Source organism: Actinomycetota bacterium (assembly GCA_018830725.1).
Lineage (GTDB): Bacteria > Actinomycetota > Humimicrobiia > JAHJRV01 > JAHJRV01 > JAHJRV01.
The window spans coordinates 81866-105038 of sequence record JAHJRV010000094.1; the positions used below are offsets into that span (position 1 = coordinate 81866).

Annotated in this window: 18 protein-coding genes; 9 read left to right on the forward strand and 9 right to left on the reverse strand. The window is 32.7% G+C overall.

The features are described 5' to 3' along the window. Nucleotides 1-170 precede the first annotated feature (170 nt). From KKC53_04580 to KKC53_04615, 8 genes are all read left to right on the forward strand, one after another. Nucleotides 171-3185 carry an FAD-dependent oxidoreductase gene (locus tag KKC53_04580; protein ID MBU2598437.1) on the forward strand — a complete coding sequence of 1005 codons (3015 nt, stop codon included), beginning with the start codon at nucleotides 171-173 and terminating at the stop codon, nucleotides 3183-3185. Then, nucleotides 3182-3616, forward strand: coding sequence for a hydrogenase iron-sulfur subunit (locus KKC53_04585; protein MBU2598438.1), 435 nt, complete (start codon nucleotides 3182-3184; stop codon nucleotides 3614-3616). Before KKC53_04580 ends, KKC53_04585 begins: the two co-directional genes overlap by 4 nt. A 230-nt stretch (nucleotides 3617-3846) precedes the next feature. Continuing rightward, a complete protein-coding gene (locus tag KKC53_04590; GenBank protein ID MBU2598439.1) occupies nucleotides 3847-7059 on the forward strand; it encodes an FAD-dependent oxidoreductase in 3213 nt (1070 codons plus the stop codon). 2 nt (nucleotides 7060-7061) lie between these two features. Beyond that, a complete protein-coding gene (locus tag KKC53_04595) occupies nucleotides 7062-7535 on the forward strand; it encodes a hydrogenase iron-sulfur subunit (protein ID MBU2598440.1) in 474 nt (157 codons plus the stop codon). A gap of 50 nt (nucleotides 7536-7585) precedes the next feature. Further along, nucleotides 7586-8254, forward strand: a complete 669-nt coding sequence (locus tag KKC53_04600; GenBank protein MBU2598441.1) for a methylenetetrahydrofolate reductase C-terminal domain-containing protein — start codon at nucleotides 7586-7588, stop codon at nucleotides 8252-8254. 65 nt (nucleotides 8255-8319) lie between these two features. Beyond that, nucleotides 8320-9237 carry a methylenetetrahydrofolate reductase gene (locus tag KKC53_04605; GenBank protein MBU2598442.1) on the forward strand — a complete coding sequence of 306 codons (918 nt, stop codon included), beginning with the start codon at nucleotides 8320-8322 and terminating at the stop codon, nucleotides 9235-9237. Nucleotides 9238-9465: 228 nt separating this feature from the next. Beyond that, nucleotides 9466-9972 (forward strand): 4Fe-4S dicluster domain-containing protein, encoded by a 507-nt coding sequence (locus tag KKC53_04610; protein MBU2598443.1) that lies wholly within the window; start codon nucleotides 9466-9468, stop codon nucleotides 9970-9972. A 60-nt stretch (nucleotides 9973-10032) separates the two neighbouring features. Continuing rightward, entirely contained in the window at nucleotides 10033-10944 is a 912-nt protein-coding gene (locus KKC53_04615; protein MBU2598444.1) for a CoB--CoM heterodisulfide reductase iron-sulfur subunit B family protein, read from the forward strand. A gap of 67 nt (nucleotides 10945-11011) precedes the next feature. On the opposite strand, the gene KKC53_04620 is transcribed toward KKC53_04615, so the two are convergent. The 9 genes from KKC53_04620 to KKC53_04660 form a co-directional block, all read right to left on the reverse strand. Then, complete coding sequence (locus tag KKC53_04620) at nucleotides 11012-12106, reverse strand: hypothetical protein (protein MBU2598445.1); 1095 nt, start codon at nucleotides 12104-12106, stop codon at nucleotides 11012-11014. Nucleotides 12107-12201: 95 nt separating this feature from the next. Then, the gene (gene lipA, locus KKC53_04625) at nucleotides 12202-13077 is read right to left on the reverse strand and encodes a lipoyl synthase (protein ID MBU2598446.1); all 876 of its coding nucleotides are present in this window, start codon (nucleotides 13075-13077) and stop codon (nucleotides 12202-12204) included. 33 nt (nucleotides 13078-13110) lie between these two features. Continuing rightward, on the reverse strand, nucleotides 13111-14505 hold the full coding sequence (lpdA, locus tag KKC53_04630) for a dihydrolipoyl dehydrogenase (protein MBU2598447.1): 1395 nt from the start codon (nucleotides 14503-14505) through the stop codon (nucleotides 13111-13113). Between the two features lie 126 nt (nucleotides 14506-14631). Then, nucleotides 14632-15540, reverse strand: a complete 909-nt coding sequence (gene folD / locus KKC53_04635) for a bifunctional methylenetetrahydrofolate dehydrogenase/methenyltetrahydrofolate cyclohydrolase FolD (GenBank protein ID MBU2598448.1) — start codon at nucleotides 15538-15540, stop codon at nucleotides 14632-14634. Nucleotides 15541-15655: 115 nt separating this feature from the next. Next, the gene (locus KKC53_04640; GenBank protein MBU2598449.1) at nucleotides 15656-17374 is read right to left on the reverse strand and encodes a formate--tetrahydrofolate ligase; all 1719 of its coding nucleotides are present in this window, start codon (nucleotides 17372-17374) and stop codon (nucleotides 15656-15658) included. Between the two features lie 170 nt (nucleotides 17375-17544). Next, nucleotides 17545-18888 (reverse strand): acetyl-CoA decarbonylase/synthase complex subunit gamma, encoded by a 1344-nt coding sequence (locus KKC53_04645; protein ID MBU2598450.1) that lies wholly within the window; start codon nucleotides 18886-18888, stop codon nucleotides 17545-17547. Between the two features lies 1 nt (nucleotide 18889). Continuing rightward, complete coding sequence (locus KKC53_04650) at nucleotides 18890-19846, reverse strand: acetyl-CoA decarbonylase/synthase complex subunit delta (GenBank protein MBU2598451.1); 957 nt, start codon at nucleotides 19844-19846, stop codon at nucleotides 18890-18892. Between the two features lie 84 nt (nucleotides 19847-19930). After that, nucleotides 19931-20701 (reverse strand): AAA family ATPase, encoded by a 771-nt coding sequence (locus KKC53_04655; protein ID MBU2598452.1) that lies wholly within the window; start codon nucleotides 20699-20701, stop codon nucleotides 19931-19933. Between the two features lie 2 nt (nucleotides 20702-20703). Next, nucleotides 20704-22668 carry a DUF4445 domain-containing protein gene (locus tag KKC53_04660; GenBank protein MBU2598453.1) on the reverse strand — a complete coding sequence of 655 codons (1965 nt, stop codon included), beginning with the start codon at nucleotides 22666-22668 and terminating at the stop codon, nucleotides 20704-20706. A 388-nt stretch (nucleotides 22669-23056) separates the two neighbouring features. Between KKC53_04660 and KKC53_04665 the strand changes: the two genes are divergently transcribed. Next, complete coding sequence (locus tag KKC53_04665; GenBank protein MBU2598454.1) at nucleotides 23057-23149, forward strand: AURKAIP1/COX24 domain-containing protein; 93 nt, start codon at nucleotides 23057-23059, stop codon at nucleotides 23147-23149. The last annotated feature ends 24 nt before the right edge of the window (nucleotides 23150-23173 follow it).

Below are 23173 nucleotides of genomic sequence, written 5' to 3' on the forward strand. Positions count from 1 at the left end.
CTTAAAACTTTTGAATTTGTATTTTTTAAAATAATTTCTAAGTTTCCTTCTTTTTTAAAGTAAAATTCAGTATATATATAAATAAAATTAATAACCTAAACAAAGGCTTCAGATTGTCATTACAAAATGAGCAAAATTTGATAAAAAAAATATCCAAAACTGGCGCGGTAATGGTTATAGGTGCTGGTGTTTCAGGAATTCAAGCTTCACTGGACTTAGCTGACTCTGGATATAAGATTTATTTAGTGGAGAAGGGACCATCAATTGGTGGAAAAATGACACAGTTGGATAAAACATTTCCTACCAATGACTGTGCCACCTGTATAGTTGCTCCCAAATTAGTTGAATGTATAAGACATCGAAATATCGAGACAATGACGCTTTGTGAAATAGTAAAGGTCGACGGTTATGCTGGAAGCTTTAAGGTTACAATTAAAAGAAATCCAAGATATGTTGATTTAGACAAATGTACTGGGTGTGGTCAGTGTGAGAAAGCATGTCCAGTTAAATTACCAAATGAATTTGATTTGGGACTATCTCAAAGAAAGGCTATTTACAGATTCTCTCCACAAGCAGATCCCAATGTTCCAGTTATAGATGCACCTAATTGCAGATATTTAACAATGGGAAAATGTGAAGCTTGCAGTAAAATATGTCCAACGGGTGCAATAAACTTTGAGGATAGGAAAGAATTAATTAATTTAGATGTTGGTGCCTTAATTTTAGCAGTAGGATTTGAACAATCAGATATAAGCAAATTAAAAGAACTTGGTTATGGAAGATACCCTAATGTAATTACAGCTCTTCAATTTGAGAGAATAATGAATTCATCAGGTCCATTTTTAGGTCATATTCAGAGATTATCCGATGGTAAGAAGCCGGAAAGGATTGCTTTTATTCAATGTATTGGGTCAAGAAATAAAGAAAGAGATTATTGTTCCTCTGTTTGTTGTATGCAGGCAACCAAAGAAGCAATAATGATTAAAGAACATATTCCTGAAATCGATGTATCAATCTATTATATGGACATAAGGGTATATGGGAAAGAGTTTGACCAGTACTATAATAGAGCCAGGGATAAATACAAGGTAAAATATATTCGATCCATGCCATCATCTATAGAAGAAGATCCGTTAACTCATAATCTATTTGTAACTTCTGTGCAAGAGAACTCATTAAAAACTGATGAGTATGATTTAGTTATTCTATCAACTGGAGTAGAACCATCAGTTGATGCTCAAGTACTATCCAAAAATATAGATTTTGATTTAAATAAGTATGGATTCTGTAAAACAGATAGATATTCACCTGTGGAAACTACAAGAGATGGAATATACGTTTGCGGTCCTTTCTCAGAACCAAAGGATATAGCAGAATCTGTTACACAGGGATGTGCTACTGCTGGTTTAGCTGGAGCTCTCTTATCATCAAAAAGAGGGACATTGGTCAAGAAAAAAATATTTCCTGAAGAGTTGGATGTTATTGGTCAGGAACCAAGAATAGGTGTTTTCATATGTCATTGTGGAAACAACATTGCTGGAGTTGTAGACATCAATTCTGTAAAAAAATATAGTGAAAAATTGCCAAACGTGGTTTATTGCGAGGACATGAAGTATGCTTGTACTCAAGATAGTCTGCAACAAATATCTCAGATCATAAAAGAAAATAATCTTAACAGAGTAGTTGTTGCCTCATGCAGTCCAAGAACTCATGAATCATTGTTTAGAGAAAGTTTAAGAAATGCTGGATTAAATCAATTCTTGTTTGAGATGGCAAACATCAGAAATCAATGCAGCTGGGTTCATTCTAATCAACCAGAAAAAGCGACAGAAAAATCAAAGGACTTAATCAGGATGAGCGTAGCAAGAGCAGCCAGTTTAGAACCGTTAGAATTATTTTCCATCCCCATTAATAAAAAAGCCCTTATTTTGGGAGCTGGAGTTGCGGGAATGACTGCTGCTCTAACAATTAGCAAACAAGGTTTTGAAGTAGTTTTAATTGAAAAGAAAAATGAGCCAGGTGGTTTGTCTAAGAGAATAGAATATGATTTTGAAGGAAAGCAACCAAAAAAATTTGTAGAAGAACTTATAAACAAAATAGAAAAAAATCCAAATATAACCCTTTTAACAAATTCTGAAATAACTCATATTGCTGGTTTCGTTGGGAACTTTAAGTCAAAAATAAAGCGCAGAATTAAAGATGGGGAGTTTAAACAGATTGATATTGAACATGGAGTACTAATAGTAGCAACTGGTGGTGAAGAGTATCAGGGAACTGATTATGGTTATGGAACAAATAATAAAATCTTAAGTCAATTAGAATTTGAGCATAAATTAGTAGAAAAAGAAATTAACCCGAAGCAATTGGAGAAAGTCGTTATGATACAATGTGTTGGCTCTCGAACAGAAGAACATCCATATTGTAGTAGAGTTTGTTGTGGAGAAGCTATAAAGAACGCTCTCAGACTAAAAGAGATTAACCCTGATATAGAAATAGTTATATTATATAAAGACATTATGACTTATGGCTTTTTAGAACAATATTATACCAAAGCAAGGGATATGGGAATTGTCTTTCTACGCTATGACGATAATAATAAGCCAGAAGTATTACCTGAGATGAATGGGAAAGTTAGAGTAAAAACTATTGACCTGAGTTTGAGAAGAGAATTTTTAATAGATTGTGATCTTCTCTTATTAAGTAGAGGTATAATTCCCTCCCCCAGCAATGAGGAACTATTTAAGATTTTAAGAGTATCATTGATAGAACAGGGATTTTATGAGGAAGCGCATCCCAAATTGAGACCAGTTGATTTTGCTTCAGAGGGTTTCTTCCTGTGCGGATTAGCTCATACTCCAAGACATATAGGAGAAGTCGTAGCACAAGCACAAGCAGCTGCTTCAAGAGCAACAGTTATACTTTCCCAAAAAGAACTTCTTGCTGGAGGAGAAGTTTCTGTTGTTGACCAGGACAAATGTGTTGCTTGTCTTAACTGTGTAAGAATATGCCCATATCAGGTTCCATTTATAAATGAAAATGGAGTAGCTCAGATTGAGGTTACTAACTGCTATGGATGTGGGATTTGTGTAGGAGTTTGTCCTATCCATGCTATTATTTTAAAGAACTATAAGGATGAACAAGTTATACCAAAAATTGAAGCTCTTTTTAAGAAGGAGTTGGTATGAGTAATTTTGAACCTGAAATAATAGCTTTTTGTTGTAATCAATGTGCATATGCTGCAGCTGACCTTACTGGTTCTATGAGAATGAATTATCCTCCAAATGTTAAGATAATTAAACTACCTTGTGCTGGAAAATTTGAAACAATATATATGTTGAAAGCGTTTGAAATGGGAGCTGATGGAGGAATCGTGGCGGGATGTTTGGAAGGTTGTTGTCATTATAGAACTGGAAATCTGCAAGCAGCTAAAAGAATTAAAAGGGTTAAGAGGATATTAAAAGAGTTAGGTTTGGAAGAAGAAAGAGTCGATATATTTTATATGTCTTCAGCTATGGGACGTGAATTTGCTGAAGCTGCTACTAAAATAACTGAGACGGTTAGAAAGTTAGGTCCAAATCCAATTAAAAAAATCAAATCTGAAAAAGTAAAAATTTAAATATTATTGAAAGCTTTGGGCAAAGTTTCTCTCTTCCCCTCCCTTTATGGGAGGGGGTAGGGAGATTATCCTCTCCCCTGGTGGGAGAGGGTAGGGAGAGGGTAAAATGTCTGCGAAACCATGCCACAAAGCTATTTATTACGAAAATTAAATTTAAAAAATCAATTATTTAATAAATTCTGATAAAATTTTGTTTTAAAATTTTTTAAGTATTTTTATAATAGATTATTATGGAAGATATCTCTAAAATAAGTAAAGAATTAGAAAAGATTGGCTCAGTATTAGTAGTTGGTGGCGGTACTGCTGGTGTTCAAGCAGCTTTTGATCTTGTTGAGTCTGGCTTCAAAGTCTACCTTGTTGAAAAATCGTGGACTCTGGGTGGTAAGATGGCTCAACTTGACAAAACATATCCTACTCTTGATTGCTTTTTCTGTGGAATAGCTCCTGAACCATTGGGTTGTCTACGTAATTTTGATGTAGAAACTATGGCTTTTGATGATGCACTTGTTGATATAAGTGAAAAAAGAATGTGCAGAGCAACAATAGTGAGAAAGCCTCACTACATTGATGGGAAACATTTTAATTTAGAGATTTTATCTTCAGTTGAGGTTTCCAGAGTACGTGGATATCCTGGCAACTTTGAAGTGGCATTATATAAAACACCTAACTTTGTAGATATAAATAAATGTACTGGATGTGGAAAATGTGCTGAGGTCTGCCCAGTAAAAATTCCAAGTGAGTATGATGCCAGTCTGGTTGAAAGAAAAATAATCTATCGACCTTACCCACAAATTATGAAAAATATCTTCAGAATAGATAAGATAGATTTAAAGGAAGAGGTACAGAAATATCATCCAGAATTAGATATTAAAAGTTGTCTTTCATGTAGAAAATGTGAAGAAATATGTCCTGAAGGTGCTATAAACTTTAATGCTGTCCCTGAAATGCAATACATCAATGTAGGGGCGATAATTTTAGCTCAGGGATTTGAACTTATTGATCCATTTACTATAACTGAACTTGGTTTTAGTAGGTTCAAAAATGTGATCACCTCTCTCCAATTAGAAAGAATCATGACTAAATCTGGTCCTTCGGGAGGAAGACTTGTCAGACCATCCGATGATAAAGAGCCAGGAAAAATCGGTTTTATTCAGTGCGTTGGAACAAGAAATAAGAAACATGATTATTGTTCGACTGTATGCTGCATGCATGCTACAAAGGAAGCAATCTTAGCCAAAGAAAATTTGCCAGAAATAGAAGCTAAAATTTTTACACTTGATATGAGGGCATACGGTAAAGGTTATGAGGAACTATATCAAAAAGCAAAGAATTTTTATGGGGTTGACTACATAAGAAGTAGACCTTCCTTTATTGAAGAAGACCCAGAAACTCAAGACTTAATTATTACCTATGTAAGTAAAAATGGTAAATTAGTGAAAGAAAATTTTCAAGTGATTGTTCTTTCTATGGGGTTTGTTGCTCCAAAAACAACCAAAAGAGATAGTCAAATATATCAAATAGAACTGAACGAGCATGGATTTATCAAAACTACTGATTTTAAACCTCTAAATACAAGTAGAGATGGAATATTTGTATGTGGTTCCTTCTCTGAACCAAAAGACATACCAGATTCTATCACTGAAGGAAGTGGAACTACTGCTTTGGCATCAGCATTGTTAGCAGATCAAAAAGGCAGTCTTATTGAGAAAAAGAAATATCCTATTCAAATGGAAATTGATTATGAAAATCCAAGAATTGGTGTAATTCTTTGTCAGTGTGGAAATGAGATTTCCAGAGTAGTTAAGATGGCAGAGTTGGTAAAATTTATAAGAACCATCAGTGATATAGTTGTTGTAGAAAATGAATTCTATGCTTGCTCACCTCAAATTGAGAAAAAAATAGAATATATTATGACTCAGTATAATCTAAACAGATTAGTTGTAGGTGCCTGCTCTCCAAGAACACATGCTCCGCTTTTCAAAGAAATTCTAAGAGATATTGGAATAAATTATAATATGGTTGAGGTTGTTAATTTAAGAGAACAATGTAGTTGGGTTCACTATAGTTCTCCCTATAAGGCGACTCAAAAAGCTATGAGCTTAATTCAGATGGCAATAGCTAAAATAAAGAAAGCAAAACCACTTCTGGAAAATTATGTAGGTATTAATTCTCGAGCACTTATAGTAGGTGGAGGAATGGCAGGAATGGTAGTAGCCTTGAACCTGGCAGAGCAAGGACATCCTGTAACCTTAGTAGAAAAAGAGGATGAGTTAGGAGGGCATTTAAAAAAGATAGTTTTTACCCTATCAGGAGAAGATCCACAAAAACTATTGGTTAATCTAAGAAAGATGATCAGTTCAAATACGAATATAGAAGTTTTATTCAATTCAGAAGTTACAGATGTGAAGGGATATGTTGGTAATTTCCAGTCAAAAGTAGTTATAAAAAAACCAGGAGAAAAAGAGGAAATCAAAAAAATTATGCATGGGGTTACCATCATTGCCACAGGTGGAGATGAGTATAGGGGTAATGAATACCTGTTAAATAAAGATAGTAGAGTAATGACACAAGTTGATTTTGAACAAAAACTTACTGATAACCAGGAGAAACTAGGTACAATAGGTAACCTGGCTATGATTCAATGTGTAGGATGTAGAAATAATGAAAGAACTTATTGTAGTAGGGTTTGTTGTGGAAAAGCCATAAAAAATGCAATTAAATTTAAGGAAAAAAATCCTGATTCAAATATATTTATTTTTTATAAGGATATTAGAAGCTACGGATTTATAGAGCAGTATTATACAAAAGCACGAGAAATGGGTATTATGTTTATGAGATTTGAAGATGATAAAAAACCTGAAGTGCAAAAGTATAATAATAAAAAATCATTAGAGATTTCATTCTTCGATCTTAATTTAAAAAAGAATCTTAAAATTAAAGTAGGTTTAATTGTTCTTTCTACAGCCATTATTCCTCTTGAAGGAAATAAAAAATTAGCAAATATGCTGGGAGTGCCTCTGGATGAAAATGGATTCTTTTTAGAGAAGCATATAAAAGTAAGACCGGTTGATACAAAAAGGGATGGAATATTTGTTTGTGGTCTTGCTCACTCTCCTAAATATTTAAGAGAGACTATAGCTCAAGCATTAGCTACTGCTTCTCGAGCAAGTACCGTCTTATCAAAGAAAGAGATGCGGATAGGAATTAAAATCTCTAAAGTAGATGAGGAGAAATGTATAGGTTGCTTAACCTGTGTAAGAGTTTGTCCTTCAGGAGTACCAAAAATAAATGAGCAAGGAGTATCTGAGATAAATCCATTTGAGTGCAAAGGTTGCGGAATATGTGCCTCTGCTTGCCCAGCTAATGCTATAGATGTAGTTAACTACCCTCATGATCAGATGATTGCTACAGAATTATCATTAAGAGAGGAAGTGTTAGTTTAATTATGTTTGAACCTGAAATAATAGCTTTTTGTTGTGAATATTGTGGTTACTCTGCTGCTGATTTAGCTGGAGCGATGAGAGTCGAGTATCCTCCAAACGTTGTAATAGTAAGAGTTCCATGTGCAGGATACTTAACACATGTTCATATATTGAGAGTATTTGAGGAGGGTTATGATGGAGTCTTTATTGCTAGTTGTCTTGAAGGAAGCTGTCAATATAGAACCGGAAATGAAAGAGCAGAGAAAATGGTGTCAACAGTAAAGAAGTCGTTAGATGAAGTCAGAATAGGTGGAGAGAGATTGGAGATTTATAAAATGGCTTCCTCTATGGGAAAATATTTCGCTGATATTGCCATAAATATGACTGAGAAAATTAAAAAATTAGGTCCTAATCCTATAAAATTAATAGAAGAAAGATTTGAGGAAGAGGAGCGTAGACAGTTAAAAGAAATGGGAGTGGGAATCTCAACTACTTAATTAAAAAAGATTGGATTAATAATAAATTCGCTTTATGAGGAGGTGAAATTATGATTGTAGCAGAAAGAAAACCCTTCGACGAAATAAAAGAAATAATAAAAGATAAAAAAAATATAACGATTATTGGCTGTGGAACTTGTGTTACCATAAATCAGACAGGTGGAGAAAAAGAAGTTGCTATATTAGCTTCTGAGTTAAGAATTGCTAAAAAGCTTGATGGTGATAGTGTTAATGTTAAACAATTAACAATTCAAAGGCAATGTGAAAGGGAATTTGTAGAAGAGATAAGTCAAAAGATTGAACAAGCAGATGTAGTTCTTTCTATGGCTTGTGGAGTTGGAGTTCAGACAATGGCTGGGATATATCCAGATAAATTAATATTTCCTACCCTGAATACAATATCCATGGCATTTCCTGATAAACCTGGTTTTTTTAAGGAAATGTGTATAGGTTGTGGAAATTGTGTTCTATGTGAATATGGAGGAATTTGTCCAATTACACGCTGTTCAAAAAGTATGTTGAATGGTCCCTGTGGAGGATCTCGAGATGGAAAATGCGAAGTCGATCCTGATATTGAATGTGCTTGGCAACTTATAGTTGATAAATTAAAAAAACAGGGTCGTTTAGATATATTAACTAAAATAAAACCTGCAAAGGATTGGTCCTCTTCTCATCATGGAGGACCAAGAACATTAATAATTGAAGAGGCTGAGATATAGAAATATTGAGATAAGTAAGTATTTTTTAAGAAATTAACAAATAGAGGATAAATATGAATAAAGAAATGAAATCAGAGAGCAATTTAGAGAAATTATTAAGCAGAGGGGAATTCGTAGTTACAGCTGAGCTTGGTCCTCCAAAGGGAGCCAATATTAATACAATTATTAATAAAGTAAAAATATTAAAAGGATTTTGTGATGCTGTAAATATCACAGATAATCAAACTTCTATTGTTAGAATGTCTTCTATTGCATCCGCCATTAAAATTATACAATTAGGAATGGAACCCATAATTCAAATGGTAACGAGAGATAGAAACAGAATAGCACTTCAGAGCGATTTAATTGGAGCTGCTGCTCTTGGTGTAAAAAATGTTCTTTGTCTTACTGGAGATCATCAAAGTTTTGGAAATCATCCTTCAAGTAAAAATGTTTTTGATGTTGATTCAATCCAGTTGGTAAAAATGTTCAAGGATATGAGAGATGAACATAAGTTTCAATGTGGTGAAGAGATGAAACATCCTCCAGAGATCTTCATAGGGGCTGCTGCTAATCCATTTGCTGATCCCTTTGACTTTCGACCTATAAGATTGGCTAAAAAGGTGAATGCAGGTGTTGATTTTATACAAACTCAATTAGTTTATAATATAGAAAAATTCAAAGAATATATGAAGAAGGTCAGAGAAATGGGCTTACACAAAAAGGTTTATATACTTGCTGGAGTTGGACCAATTAAATCTGTGGGAATGGCTAAATACATGCAAAAAAATGTAGCTGGTATGGATGTCCCTGACAAGATAGTAGAAAGACTTAAAAAAAGCAAAGATGCAAAAGAAGAAGGTATAAATATTTGTGTAGATATAATCCAGGAAATTAAAGAGATAGAAGGTGTATCTGGAGTCCATATAATGGCTATAGCCTGGGAAGAAGCGGTTCCAATTATTGTTGAAAAAACTGGATTACTTCCCAGACCAAAACCATAAAAGGAATAGAAAATAAAAGATGGGTTCAGGTCTTGTAATATAACAAAATTTATCTAATTTTGAAGTAATAAAAGCTTTGGGTATACTTTCTTGAGTATTTATCCTCTCCCCTGGTGGGAGAGGAATAAGGAGAGGGGGAATTTAAAATGTCTTCGAAAGTATACTACGAAGCTAAAAATCTCTATAAAAATAAACTTTTGAAATTAAAATTACAAAAAATGGTGAAAAATGAATGATAAAGTACCAGATAAGCTTTTAAAAATAGATAGATCTTTAGCGCAGAAGTTTATAAAAACACCTGGTCAAAATCCTTATTTGTGCTATCAATGTAATAAATGTAGTTGTGGATGTCCTACAGCTCATAAAATGACTTTACTACCACATCAGATTATGAGAGCTGTCCAACTGGGTCAGATGGAAATGATACTGGATAACGACTCTATATTTTACTGCTCTTTCTGCCATACTTGCTTAGAAAGATGTCCGCAGGGAATTGCTGTATCAGAGATCATATCTAAATTGAAGGGTATGGTAGCTAAGATAAAAGGAATGCCTTCTGCATACAAGGATGAGTTTAAAATGATAGCTGAAACTGGTAGAACTTCTCCTCTAACATCTGCAGTTAGAAGAAGAAGAGAACAACTCGGATTACCTTCATTATCTGAAACAGTTGGAAAGGGAGAAGCTAAAAAGATCATTAAAAAAACAGAAATAATCTCATATATAGAAAAATAAAGTCAAGCCCTGAAATAACAAATTTCATTTATGTTGAGAAAGGAAATTATAAATAAAGAAATGGGAAATCAAGAAATAACAAAAAAGCAAGAAAATTATGATTATCTTCTATTTTTAGGGTGTCTTATTCCAACCTCACTTCCCTATATGGAGATAGCTGCAAGAAAATCCTTAGAAATATTAAATATTAAACTAAAAGAAACAAATGATTTTGCGTGTTGCCCAGATCCGGTTGGAATAAAAGCCATGGATGAAATAACCTGGTTATCTCTTGGAGCTCGAAATCTATGTGTGGCACAGAAGATAGGTTTAGATATTCTCACTCTTTGTAATGGTTGCTATGAAACTTTAAAAGAAACAAGTCATATATTAAAAGAGCAAAAAGAAACTTTAGAGAAAGTAAATAAAATATTATCTTCAGTAAACAAAGAATATAAAGGAAACATAATAGTAAAACATATAGCTGAAGTTCTTTACAAAGAAGTTGGTACCTCCAAAATTTCCAGTGTTGTAAAAAAACCATTAAAAAATTTGAAAGTATCCGCTTTTTACGGTTGTCATGTAGTAAGACCCAGTGAAATAATGGAATTTGACGATCCTGAAAATCCGAAATTCCTGGATGAATTAATAGAAGCTATAGGTTGTATTTCAGTTCCTAGAATGCAAAAGATGTTATGTTGTGGAGCTCCACTACTTGGAGTAAATATGGAATTATCCTTAGAAATGGCTAAAAATAATCTTGATTATATTAAATCTTCAGGAGCAGATTGTATTGTAACTCTATGTCCATTCTGCCAGACTCAATTTGATAGAAACCAAGCTGTTATACAAAGAAAATTTAATTTAGATTACAATTTACCAGCTTTATATTATCCTGAATTGCTTTGTTTAGCTTTGGGAGTTGAACCTGAAAAATTAGGTTTTAATCTCCATAGAGTCAAAGTAGATCCAATATTGGAAAAAATCCTGTAAGAATTTAACTAAACAAACCTAATAGATTAAATGAATTTATATAGAGAATTAAAATTTAAAAAAATATTTATTTCACAAAATAGGTATTTCTAATGTTCTCTGATACTTTGTTTAATAGAATTAGTGCTTTGTCCGCTTCTTCCTCTGAAACTGTTCCCAAGCCACAGGAATGTGTCAAAAGGGATCTCCTCAAAATGAAATCTTTATCTAAACCTTTATTAACAAGAAATTCGATCTGTTTATTAAACTTATTAATTATTTCTTCAATTAGGTTATTTATATTATCTTCTCTTGGTTCTGTTGGAACTATCCCCCATGCTAATACTTTTCCCCTATTTAAAAACTCAATTATTTCATCACTATATATTGAGAAATTTTCAAAATAGTTATATGCATCGAAATTTATGATATCAACATCTGTTTCGGTTATAAGTGACCAATCAGTTTTTCCGCAACAATGAATTCCCTTTATACCATTAACAGCATTAAAACATTGATTTAATTGATTAATAATCTGTTCTTTGGAAAGACTTATATAAGAAGACCCTAATGAAGCTAAATAGGGCTCATCAAAAAATATTATACTCTGACAATTAGGGCAGATTTTTTTAAATTCATTTTCCTGCCACTTTGCAATCATTGATATTGATTTAACTGCAGTATCCTGAATTATATTATTATAAAAAATTGGTTTTCTATCCTGGTCTAATAAACTAAAACCAAGTGTAATTGGTCCAGTAACTTGCCCCTTGATGTACTTTATATCACCCCTAATATTATTAATATTACTTAGGAGTTTTATATCATCACAATATTTTCCACTCATAATTTCTATAAATTTATAAAATCCTTTTGCTCTATTTGAAGAAATTGCAAAATTATCTATTTTTTTAGAAGTGTATTTAATATAAAACTCATCCAAATTTTTAATGTAATCTTTTTCTGTATCAATCCATATCTTTTCATTCTCGTAATCTACTATCTCATTTGGTATATGCTCTGAAAATTGAGCACTCATATTTTCCAGGAAATTTATTTTAGGTAGCTGAGGCCAATATGGAGCAATTGGATACAACTCTAAAACTTTTAAACATGTATACTTTACATCTTTAAAAGGTAAACTTCCTACCCCTGTGGCAATACATTTTGGTTCAAAATCCAATTTCTTCTCATTCATTTTAACAAAACTAATAAAAACAATTTTTGATATTTATGATTTCTTAAAGTACAAAGAAACAATTTTTATAATGAAATTAATTATTGAAATTTAGAATTTTTAAAATATTTTAATGCATCACTTGCTTTATATGAAGAACGGACAAAAGGTCCAGATTCTATATATTTTATTCCCATATTTAGTGCAATTCGCTTTAGATCTACAAATTCATCGGGATTGTAGAATTTATAAATAGGTGTGTGATTTTTTGATGGTTGCAAATATTGCCCTATTGTTACAATATCACAACCTGTATTTGATAAATCCTTTAACAAATCTAAAATTTCATCCCACTTCTCCCCCAAACCAACCATGAACCCAGATTTAACAATTATACTTTTTGAGTATTTTTTAGCTTTTTCAAGAATTCTTAAAGACATATTATAATCAGCACCAGGTCTTATTTCAGGATAAAGTCTGGAAACTGTTTCTATATTATGATTTAATACATCAGGAAAATAAGCTAAAACCATATTTAAGTTATTAAAATTACCACTAAAATCTGGAATCAAAACCTCAATAGAAGGATTTGGCTTTATTCTTTTTATTTCTTTTATACAATCAACAAATTGATTGGCTCCACCATCTTCTAAATCATCTCTTGTAACAGATGTAATTACTACATGTGAAAGTTTTAATAAATTAACAACCTTAGCAATATTTTTTGGTTCATTTTCATCTAATGGAAGAGGTTTACCTTTTTTAACTACACAAAAGCTACAATTTCTTGTACAGGTATTTCCTAAAATCATAAAGGTTGCAGTTTTTCTATGAAAGCACTCTCCCAAATTTGGACATAGTGCACTCTCGCAAACCGTGTGTAAATTATGATCCCTCAGCATTTTTTCCATATCCTTAATGGCTTTCAAATCAGGAATTTTTTTCTTAAGCCAACGAGGAAGTCTCTTCCTATACATAAATCTTTTAATAATCTTTTGATTTTAAAATTTTTATAATTTTATTGTGTGTAAAGGTCTTCCAATACAACTTAGAGCAGCTTCTACAACTGCTTCTGAAAGAGTGGGATGAGAAGCAATCATTTCTGACAAATCCTTAATTAAAAGTTCACTTTGCATAGCAAACGCAACTAAATGAATTAGTTCAGAGACATCTGGTCCAACCATCTGAGCACCTAAAATCTCTCCAGAATTTTTGTCTGCCACAATTTGTATAAAACCCTCACTCTCATCTATAGCATTAGCCTTTCCACTTGCTGAGAATGGAAAATTTCCTAATGAGATTTCATATCCATTTTCTTTTGCCTGATCAGGTGTTAAACCTATAGAAGAGACTTGAGGATGAGTATATATAGTTATAGGTATCATTCTGTCATCAAAAATAGCTTCATGACCCATAATATTTTCTGCTACTATTTCACCTTGCGCTGAAGCTACATGAGCCAACATCTTTCCTCCAATAAGATCTCCAACAGCATAAATTCCAGGGATATTTGTTTCCATTTTATTATTTACCTTGACAAATCCTCTATCCATCTCAATATTTAAATTTTCAAGACCCAAATCCCTTGAATTTGGAGTCCTACCTATGCAAACAACTACTTTTTTAGCCTTCACATCATCTTTACCCTCAACAGATAAAATTGCAAAATCCTCACCATACTCCTTTACTCCTTCTACTTTAGAATTTGTCAGGAATTTTATACCTTCTTTTTTGAAACTTCTCTCAATATATCTTGACTGTCTTTTGTCCTGTAATGGTAATAGATTAGGTAACATTTCAATAACAGTAATATCAGTTCCTAAAAGGTGAAAGACCATTGCTAATTCACAGGCAACAACTCCCCCACCAACTATCACCATAGAATCTGGAGGTTCATCTAATACCATAAGGTTATCACTTGTTAAAATAGTTGGTTGTTCGAAGTCAAAAATTCGAAGTTTAAATGGTGATGAACCAGTAGCTAAAATAATATTATCTGCCTGAATTCTTTCCTCTCCATTTGCTATTGTGACCTTAATAAGATTCTTGCTCAGAAGTTCTCCTTTACCATAAATTAGATTTACCCCGTTTTTCTTTAATAAAAATTCTATTCCTTTTCTAGATTTTTCAACTACTGAATCCTTTTTTTTCATAAATAATGAAAAGTCAATTTTATCCTTTAATATTTTAATACCTAACTGTTCAGCCTTTCTCATTTTTAAAATAGTTTCTACTGAATTTAACATAGCTTTGGTTGGAATACATCCTAGATTTGTACATGTTCCTCCAAGTAATGATTTTTCAATCAAAGTGACATCAGCTCCCAATTGTGCAGCTCTAATAGCAGCAACATATCCACCTGGACCTGCGCCAATTATCGCAATATTTTTTGAATTGTTTGTCACTTTCTATCCCTCCTTACAAAAGCCCAAAAATTATAATTTTTGGTTTCTATTAGAAATTCATATATAGAAATTTTCTATGATTTAAATTTATAGTATCTATTTTTATAGAAAAAACTCAAGATTATCTCATTGTGATTTTTTTGCGGACTTTAAAGTATTTTTCATCAACATTGCAACAGTCAGTGGTCCCACTCCACCAGGAACTGGAGTTAGATATCCTGCAATTTCTTTAACTTTTAGAAAATCAACATCACCTACTAATGTAGAACCTCTCTTCTCAAAAGCATCCTTTCTCCAATTTAGAAGCTCCTCCGATGCATCCTCCTTTTTTATTCTATTTATTCCAACATCTATAACTATCGCACCAGGTTTAACATATTCATCTGTAACAATAAATGGTTTACCTACTGCTACAATTAAAATGTCAGCTCGTTTCGCAACTTTTGGTAAATCAACAGTTCTTGAGTGACATATAGTAACAGTAGCATGATTATGTAGAAGAAGGAAAGCTACTGGCTTTCCCACAATATTACTTCTGCCAATAATTACTGCTTCTTTACCCTTTATCTCAATTCCTTGTCTTTTTATTATCTCTATAATTCCAGATGGTGTACAGGGATAGAATGTTTCTTCACCAGTTGTGAGTTTTCCAACATTTATTGGATGAAATCCGTCAACATCTTTATCTGGAGAAATAGCAAAAAGTATTTTTTCTGAATTAATATGTTCAGGTAGAGGAAGTTGAACTAATATTCCATGAATATCTTCTCTATTGTTCAATTTATCAACATAATTAAGTAGTTCTTCTTCAGAAATATCCTCAGGCAATTTTATAGTTTCAGAATATATTCCAACACATTCACATGCTCTTGCTTTATTTCTCACATACACCTCAGAAGCTGGATTTTCACCAACTAATATAACACCTAAACCAGGAACTATACCTTTTTCTGATTTTAGTTTTTCAACTCCTGATTTTACCTCTTCCTTTATTTGTGCAGCTAAAGCCCTCCCATCAATAATATTTGCAGTCAAATTATCACCTCTTTCATTTTATATAAGGTTTATTTAATATTAGAATAAATTTAAGGTGAGAAATTATACCCAAAGTTTCCAGTGAACTTTATTTTTGTATCAATTTAATATTTTTTTAAAATAGACCTACTGTGTTTCCATCTTCATCAATATCGACTTTTGTTCCTGCAGGGATACTTGGAAGACCTGGCATGGTTCTCATCTCTCCACAAAGAGGATATAGAAAACCAGATCCCACAGACGCATTAATATCCCTTATAGGAAGAATATATCCAGTTGGTCTTCCTAAAAGTTTAGGGTCATGGGAAAGTGAAAGATGAGTTTTTGCCATACATAAAGGTAATTTATCAAAACCTTGTTTTGTATATAGATCAATTTTTCTATTGGCAAGTGGTGCGTAATCAACTCCTGCTGCACCATAAATCTTTGTTGCTATCGTTTCTATTTTTTCCTTTATTGAAATATCCAGTGGATACAAGAATTTGAAATTATTTGGTTTTTCAGCTGCCTTAACAACTGCTCTTGCTAAATCCTCTCCACCTTTTCCGCCATATCTCCAAACATTACTTAAAACAGCATCCTCTGCACCTGCTGCCAGGGCTTTTTCTTTTATAATTTCTATTTCTTCATCAGTATCGCTGTCAAACTTATTTACACAAACTACTGCTGGTACCCCATGTATCAAGACATTTTCAATCTGCTTCACGAGATTCTCACAACCTTTTGCAACTGCATCAGGATTTGGCTTTTCAATTTCAGCAGTGGGTGGTTTTGCTCCGGGACGAAATGTAAATGCTCCACCATGCATTTTCATTGCTCTTACTGTTGTAACTATAACTACAGCATCTGGTATTAATCCACTTACTCTACACTTAATATTCATAAATTTCTCAGCACCACAATCCGCGCCAAATCCACTTTCTGTGACCACATAATCCCCCAATTTTATAGCCATAAGATCAGCCAATACTGAGCTATTTCCATGAGCAATATTTGCAAAAGGTCCAGTATGAACAAAACATGGAGTGTGCTCAAGTGTTTGAAGTAAGTTAGGTTTTATTGCATCCTTAAGCAATACTGTCATTGCACCAGCACACTTTAAATCCTCTGCTGTAACAGGTTCACCATCATAATTTGAACCAATTACCATTCTACCGAGTCTTTCCCTTAAATCAAATAAGCCATTAGTCAGGGCTAAAATAGCCATTACTTCTGATGCAACTGTGATATCATACCCAGTTTCTCGTGGAACTCCATTAGCTCTTCCACCAAGACCTATTACTATTTTTCTCATTGCTCTATCGCTTATATCAACTACTCTGTTTAGAGTGATAGAAAATGGATTAATATTAAGTTTGTTTCCTTTTAAAATAGAAGTATCCATGAATGCAGCAAGTAAATTGTGTGCAATTCCTACAGCATGAACATCTCCAGTCAAATGAAGATTAAAATCCTCCATTGGAATTACCTGTGAATATCCTCCCCCGGCTGCTCCTCCCTTTATTCCAAAAACTGGTCCTAATGATGGTTGCCTTATACAGGTAATTGCCTTTTTACCAATTTTGTTTAGAGCTTGAGAAAGACCAATTGTAGTTACGGTTTTACCCTCACCTAATGGAGTTGGTGTTATGCATGTTACATCAATATATTTTCCGTTTGGTTTATCCTTATTTCGCTCTAAAATATCTAAGGTTACCTTGGCTTTATACTTACCATATAACTCCAGGTCATCCTCTGTCAGCCCAATAATCTCTGCAATTTCACTTATAGGTTTGATTGGGGCTTCCTGAGCAATCTTTAAATCACTTTTCAAAGTTATCACCTTTCCTTTCATTTTTTATTTTTTTATTTTTTATGAGATTCACTTCCCCCTCTCCTTGCTCCTCTCCCACCAGGGGAGAGGATATAGATGTAGGGCAACCCTTTAGGGTTGCTTTTAAAGTAAAGCTAAAGCCTTGCCCTAATTTTAAGACGAAAGAATATGCCCAAATCTTCTATTAATCTCTAAATTTTATAATTTTGGAGGAATTTTGGTATATCTGCTGCTTCTCTTGGACCTACTGTAACCTTCCAACCGGATTCATCCTCTAATTCACCACTAAGTTGAGCTACATATCCAGGAATAATTATATTTTTATGTGAAACTTTTTCTTCAATTCCCGACTTTTTAACAAATTTTGCTATCCCCTCTGCAATAAATTTCCCAGCTGCCCAGGATGTTAATACAGATTGACCTTCGGTATCCATAATTAAGAGCCATGATGGCACTTTACTTCCCTCAACTTCTCCAGAAACAAGAAAATATGTGAGCGAGAAGTTAGTTGTTATTAATACTGGTGATTTTTCATCAGGATCTCCTATTGGATATATCTTTTCTTCAACACTCATAGGACGTTGGGGATCAGTGTATATATTCTGAGCTAATACAAGAAGAGGATATAGACTTTCTGGTTCAACATTTTTCATTACAATAATTCCTGCATATTTTGCAACAAAAATTGATGCAATTACTGCCTCTTTTATAGCATCATCTGTTAACTTAAATGGAAAAATTATTGTTGGATATCCCAATGCTTGGTTTTTCCTTTCTAAGGCTGCTCTTCTAATATAGATTTGGTGATTAAAGGCTTGCTTTAAATTTTTAGGAGTAGAATCCAGCACAATCTCCTTAAGACCTTCATCAGAAGCTTTTGTTGTTAATGATATTAAATCCTCAATACTTTCGCCCTTTATAAGTAATGGGTAAGAATCTGATTTAGCCAATGAAATAAAATCATTAATATTATCTTTAGTTGCAGACCCTATTAATGGCTTTCTATCAGAACAGAACTGGAGAGCTTGCTTGATAGCCTCTATATCCTCATTTATCAAAATTAGTGAAAGTTTTGTACTCGAAGCAATTTTTTCAACCAACTTAACATATTTTGAAATATCATTTTCCTCAGATTTTAAATAAATTGAATTTGGCTGGAGTAACTCTCCTACTCTTTCCCATTTTTGTGTTTTAATCCTGCTCAGTATATCATCCACTTGACTATCTTCCATGCTATCGGAAATAAAATAAGCAAAAGATGGACGATGTTCAAATCTCTTCTCATGTCTGTAAAGAACAGTTTCTGCTCCAATTGTGAAAGAGAAATCTCCAGTTCCTATAGTTACAGGCATAATTGGAGGTCTGGCAGCATCCTCAAGAGCCTTTTTGGCTTCTTCAGTTACATGAGGACATTTACTCAATTCAATCTTTTTTGCTGCAAGTTGCATTGCAAATGCAAGACATGTAGGGAAACCACAATCCCTGCAATTTGTTTTTGGTAATAACTTAAATATATCAAGTCCTGAAATAGCCATCTTATTTCACCTCCCCACCAAGAAGTTCCTTTATCACTTCTTTTACAATTGTCACAGCCTTTGGATGTCTCATTGTAATAATATCTGAACCAGCAAGAAAGAGACTCATAGCAGTAGAAGCTTCCCATATGATACCTCTTGATTCTTCATCCCCCCATTCAGGGGCTTCTTCTTTAGACAGTCTATTTTCTTTTATCTTCCAAACTTCTCTACCCACTGTATTTATTATCGGATTAGAAACAGCTTTATCTCCCTGATATAATGCTGCTATTCTAAGTCTTTCATTTATACTATATGCATATTCAATTCCATACCCTATAGCACTACAAACTGGATCCATGACAATGCATCCAGGTTTTACACCTAATTGGGTGACCAGGATATTTAACTGTTTTGCTAAATTTATATCTACAGGAGATAGAGTAATTACATTATTATTAAATCCTAATGCTGCTGCAGCTATTGGCTTGTAATTGTCTTCCTCCGCAGCACCTGCTAAAAGATTAGTTTCAGCATTAATTTCAAATACTTTTTTAAGAAGTACTGAATCTTTCTCAAGATTTCCACAACCATAAACTATTAATGGAACTGCTATCTCACCCCTTATTTTCTTTGTAGTTTCAGCAACCTTTATTGGGTCTGCATCCAATCCACCTGGATCAGCACTGGTTAAGTTTAGATTGATTGCTTCCGCATTGTAATCATCAACACATTTCTTAGCCCACAAAATTGGGTCATGAAATACATCTTCATAATATTTTGTAAGCCAATTTGGCCAATTTTCTGGTTTAACATCATAAACCTCAAAAGCTATAATCGGTTTATTGGGAATCTCTCCTTCGAAGTTATGAAAAGGCAAACAGTTTTGACCACCAATTTTTACCTGAGCAGGTTCAGTTCCAATTATAACTTCGTTTATTCTTGAAGCACCAGATTTAATAGGAATCTCAAATGTCAATACTTCACCTCCTAATTTAGAGAAACTATCTAAACAATGGAAATTATTATATCAAATAAATTATTTTAATATTTATTAGATTTTTTAAATTTGAGTTAGCCCCAACTTTTCAATTATAGCATTTATTGACAAAAATGATGCTGAATCTGATGGGAGCTCTAAAATGGATTTTTCATTAAAACTATATTCATTTAAAATCTTGTCTTCTGCAATTGTACCCAGAAGATTTAAATTTTGTTTTTTTATTAGTTCTTTAGTTGCTTCATTTGATAGCAAATTAATTCTATTTAGTACTAAATAAATATTGTTCACATTTAGTTCAAGCTCATAAACCAAATTTCTTATTCTCCCTGCAGTAATTATTCCTATTGGTGTAGGATCAGATATAATAAGCAGATCTTCAATATTTTGTGTGGTTCTCCTACTTAAATGTTCCATTCCAGCTTCATTATCTATTACAATAAATTTATAATTTTTTGATAGCTCATCTACATATCTTCGCAAAACAATATTTGCATAACAATAACAACCCGGTCCCTCTGGTCTACCCATTGTTAATAAATCAAATCCCTTATTTTCAACAATAGATCTTTGAAATTTCAGTTCAAATACTGTTTCTTTGGAGATGCCAGCAGGTATTTTCCCTGATTTGGCTTCTTTTAATACCTCCTCCCTCAAATTACCTATGGTATCCTCTTTTTCAACTCCTAAATAATAGTAAAGGTTCGAGTTTGGATCAGCATCAACAGCAAGCACTGGTATATGTTTTTTTTCTATCAGATATTTTATTATTAAAGCGGAAATAGTTGTTTTTCCTGTTCCACCTTTACCTGAGATAGCAATTGTATGACTCATTCTTATATAAATACTCCCCTTTCTATTAGCATCTTTTTCACTGATGGGAATTCTTCAATGTGGGTGTAAGGAAGAAATAATGATGCAATATATCTTTCATAAAATTTATTGTTATTAAACAATTCTATATAAGTTATATTCCTTGAGATTTTTTCCATCTCTTTGTATTTGTCTCTATTAATTAAAGCTAAATAAGCTCCAGCGACTGATGTATTTCCTAAAAATGTAAATATTTCCTCGGGAAGGTCTGGAAGCATACCAATAATTATCGCATTTTTAACATTGATAAAATGACCAAATCCACCTGCAATAAAAATCTGTTCCAAATTGTCTTTTGTAAGTCCTACCTCTTCTAAAAGGGTTGTTATACCAGCATAAATAGCACCTTTTGCTCTTATTAAGTTATCAATGTCAATTTCTGAAATAACTATATCCTTTTTTGTGGCGGTTTCCTCAGCTTTAGCTATAATATAGTACGGATTTACCTTATCAATTACGATATAAGGTGAATTTAAATCTGTGTTAAATTTTCCTTTCCTATTTATAATTCCAGTTATGTAAAGTTGACCCAGTAAGTCTATCATTGCTGATCCACAAATTCCCTTGGGCTTCAACCCACCTATTACCTTAATATATGATTTTAAGGTTTTTGGATCTATTTTAACAACTTCAATTGCACCTCTAATCGCTCTCATTCCATCTTTAACTCCTCCACCTTCAAAAGCTGGACCTGCTGAACAAGATGTAGATACCATCCATTGTGAATTACCAATTACTAACTCACCATTTGTACCTATATCCAAAAATAATGTTAATTTTTCCTGTTCAGCTAATTTTGAAACAAGCAATCCAGCAGCTATATCTCCACCAACATAACTTGCTACTGAAGGAGCACATCTTACAATTGCTTTAGGTGTATGTTCTAAAAATATTTCTTTTGAACTAACTGGTGGAAATATATTTGCTACAGGTACATATGGCTCCTCCCTCAAATATTTAGGTGACACTCCATGCAAAAAATGCAACATAATTGTATTTCCTGCACAAACAATTGAGTGTATCTTTTCTGGATTTACTCCTGCTCTTTTACAAACTTCAAATACTAATTCATTGATAGTTTCAACAATTAATCCTTGTAAAACCTCCAATCCAGCACCTTTTAATGAGTAGACAATCCTTGATATTACATCCTCCCCAGCTCTTATCTGCTTATTATACTCAGATGCACTAGCAAGAATTTTTCCATTATTTAGATTAACTAAATATACTACTACTGTAGTAGTTCCAACATCCAAAGCCAATCCATAACTCTCTCTGGTAGTATTTCCGGGTTCTATATCAATTAAATCCTTTGAAATCTCGTCTAAGGTAACAGTTATCGTCCATTTTCCTTTTCTTAATGTACCAGGTAATTTCTTAAGAATTTCTAAAGGAATAAAGCAATCTTCTAAACCTAATTGTTGCTTTAGTGCTATCTCTAATCTATATTTATCAGAACTACTCCTACCAATTAAAGGAGGTTCTACAGTCATTAACCTTTTTACAACTCTTGGAAGAATTTTAACATCTCTAATATCTAATCTTTTTATCCCCGCTAATACTTTCTCAGTTGGTTCCAATTTCATTGTATCCTTTACTAAAAGACCTTCCTGAATCGATGCTTCCTCAATTTCTATAACTATAACTTCAACAATTAAATCACTTTTAGGATATGTCTGACATGCCAAAACATATCCTCTCTCCTTATCCTCAGAACTTAGAAGTTCGCTCTGAACTTTCTCTACCTGTCCAGATTTTAAAATTACCTTACACCTTCCACATGTTCCCACTCCCCCACATTCAGAATCAAGAAAAATTCCCGCATTCATAGAAGCATCAAAAATGGTTTCACCTTTAAATATATATATAGATTTATTCTCCGGTAAAAAAGTTACCTTATATCTTTTTTCAGAGACCTTTTTAGACATTTACTTCCCTTTTAAAAATTTTTCTTTTATAATTTATTGATATTTTTTTGTAATAATTATAACTTATATATACTATAAACGAGATAGGTTTACAGTTTGTTCCTTAAAAAAGAGTTTAATTAAATTATTAAAAGTACATTCAAAATACATAACTATTTAAAAAATTTTAACTAAATTGAAAATATCTTTATATTTTATTACAACTAATTGATATAATGAAATAAAAATTTAATAATAATATCAAATCCTTCTTTAGATTTTTTAGATTTTTTTAATATCTAAAATATAAAAAATAGTAATATTGGTCAACTCCATAATATTAGGATACAAAACTAAAAAAATATGGTTAACTAGGAGGGAGAAATGAAAATTATTTAAAGGAGTAAATATGGGTTCTTTAATTAAGAAAAGAAGAAAGAAAATAAAAAAACATAAACATAAAAAACTAAGAAAATCAATGAGACGCAAAAAGCGTAAATAGTTTATATAATTTTAAAAATAAAAA

Excerpts from the sequence above, each read along its gene's own strand:
- KKC53_04580 (MBU2598437.1), top strand. The coding sequence starts at position 171 with ATGGTTATAGGTGCTGGTGTTTCAGGAATTCAAGCTTCACTGGACTTA.
- KKC53_04585 (MBU2598438.1), top strand. The coding sequence starts at position 3,182 with ATGAGTAATTTTGAACCTGAAATAATAGCTTTTTGTTGTAATCAATGT.
- KKC53_04590 (MBU2598439.1), top strand. The coding sequence starts at position 3,847 with ATGGAAGATATCTCTAAAATAAGTAAAGAATTAGAAAAGATTGGCTCA.
- KKC53_04595 (MBU2598440.1), top strand. The coding sequence starts at position 7,062 with ATGTTTGAACCTGAAATAATAGCTTTTTGTTGTGAATATTGTGGTTAC.
- KKC53_04600 (MBU2598441.1), top strand. The coding sequence starts at position 7,586 with ATGATTGTAGCAGAAAGAAAACCCTTCGACGAAATAAAAGAAATAATA.
- KKC53_04605 (MBU2598442.1), top strand. The coding sequence starts at position 8,320 with ATGAAATCAGAGAGCAATTTAGAGAAATTATTAAGCAGAGGGGAATTC.
- KKC53_04610 (MBU2598443.1), top strand. The coding sequence starts at position 9,466 with ATGAATGATAAAGTACCAGATAAGCTTTTAAAAATAGATAGATCTTTA.
- KKC53_04615 (MBU2598444.1), top strand. The coding sequence starts at position 10,033 with ATGGGAAATCAAGAAATAACAAAAAAGCAAGAAAATTATGATTATCTT.
- lipA (MBU2598446.1), bottom strand. The coding sequence starts at position 13,077 with ATGTATAGGAAGAGACTTCCTCGTTGGCTTAAGAAAAAAATTCCTGAT.
- KKC53_04640 (MBU2598449.1), bottom strand. The coding sequence starts at position 17,374 with ATGAAAGGAAAGGTGATAACTTTGAAAAGTGATTTAAAGATTGCTCAG.
- KKC53_04645 (MBU2598450.1), bottom strand. The coding sequence starts at position 18,888 with ATGGCTATTTCAGGACTTGATATATTTAAGTTATTACCAAAAACAAAT.
- KKC53_04655 (MBU2598452.1), bottom strand. The coding sequence starts at position 20,701 with ATGAGTCATACAATTGCTATCTCAGGTAAAGGTGGAACAGGAAAAACA.
- KKC53_04660 (MBU2598453.1), bottom strand. The coding sequence starts at position 22,668 with ATGTCTAAAAAGGTCTCTGAAAAAAGATATAAGGTAACTTTTTTACCG.
- KKC53_04665 (MBU2598454.1), top strand. The coding sequence starts at position 23,057 with ATGGGTTCTTTAATTAAGAAAAGAAGAAAGAAAATAAAAAAACATAAA.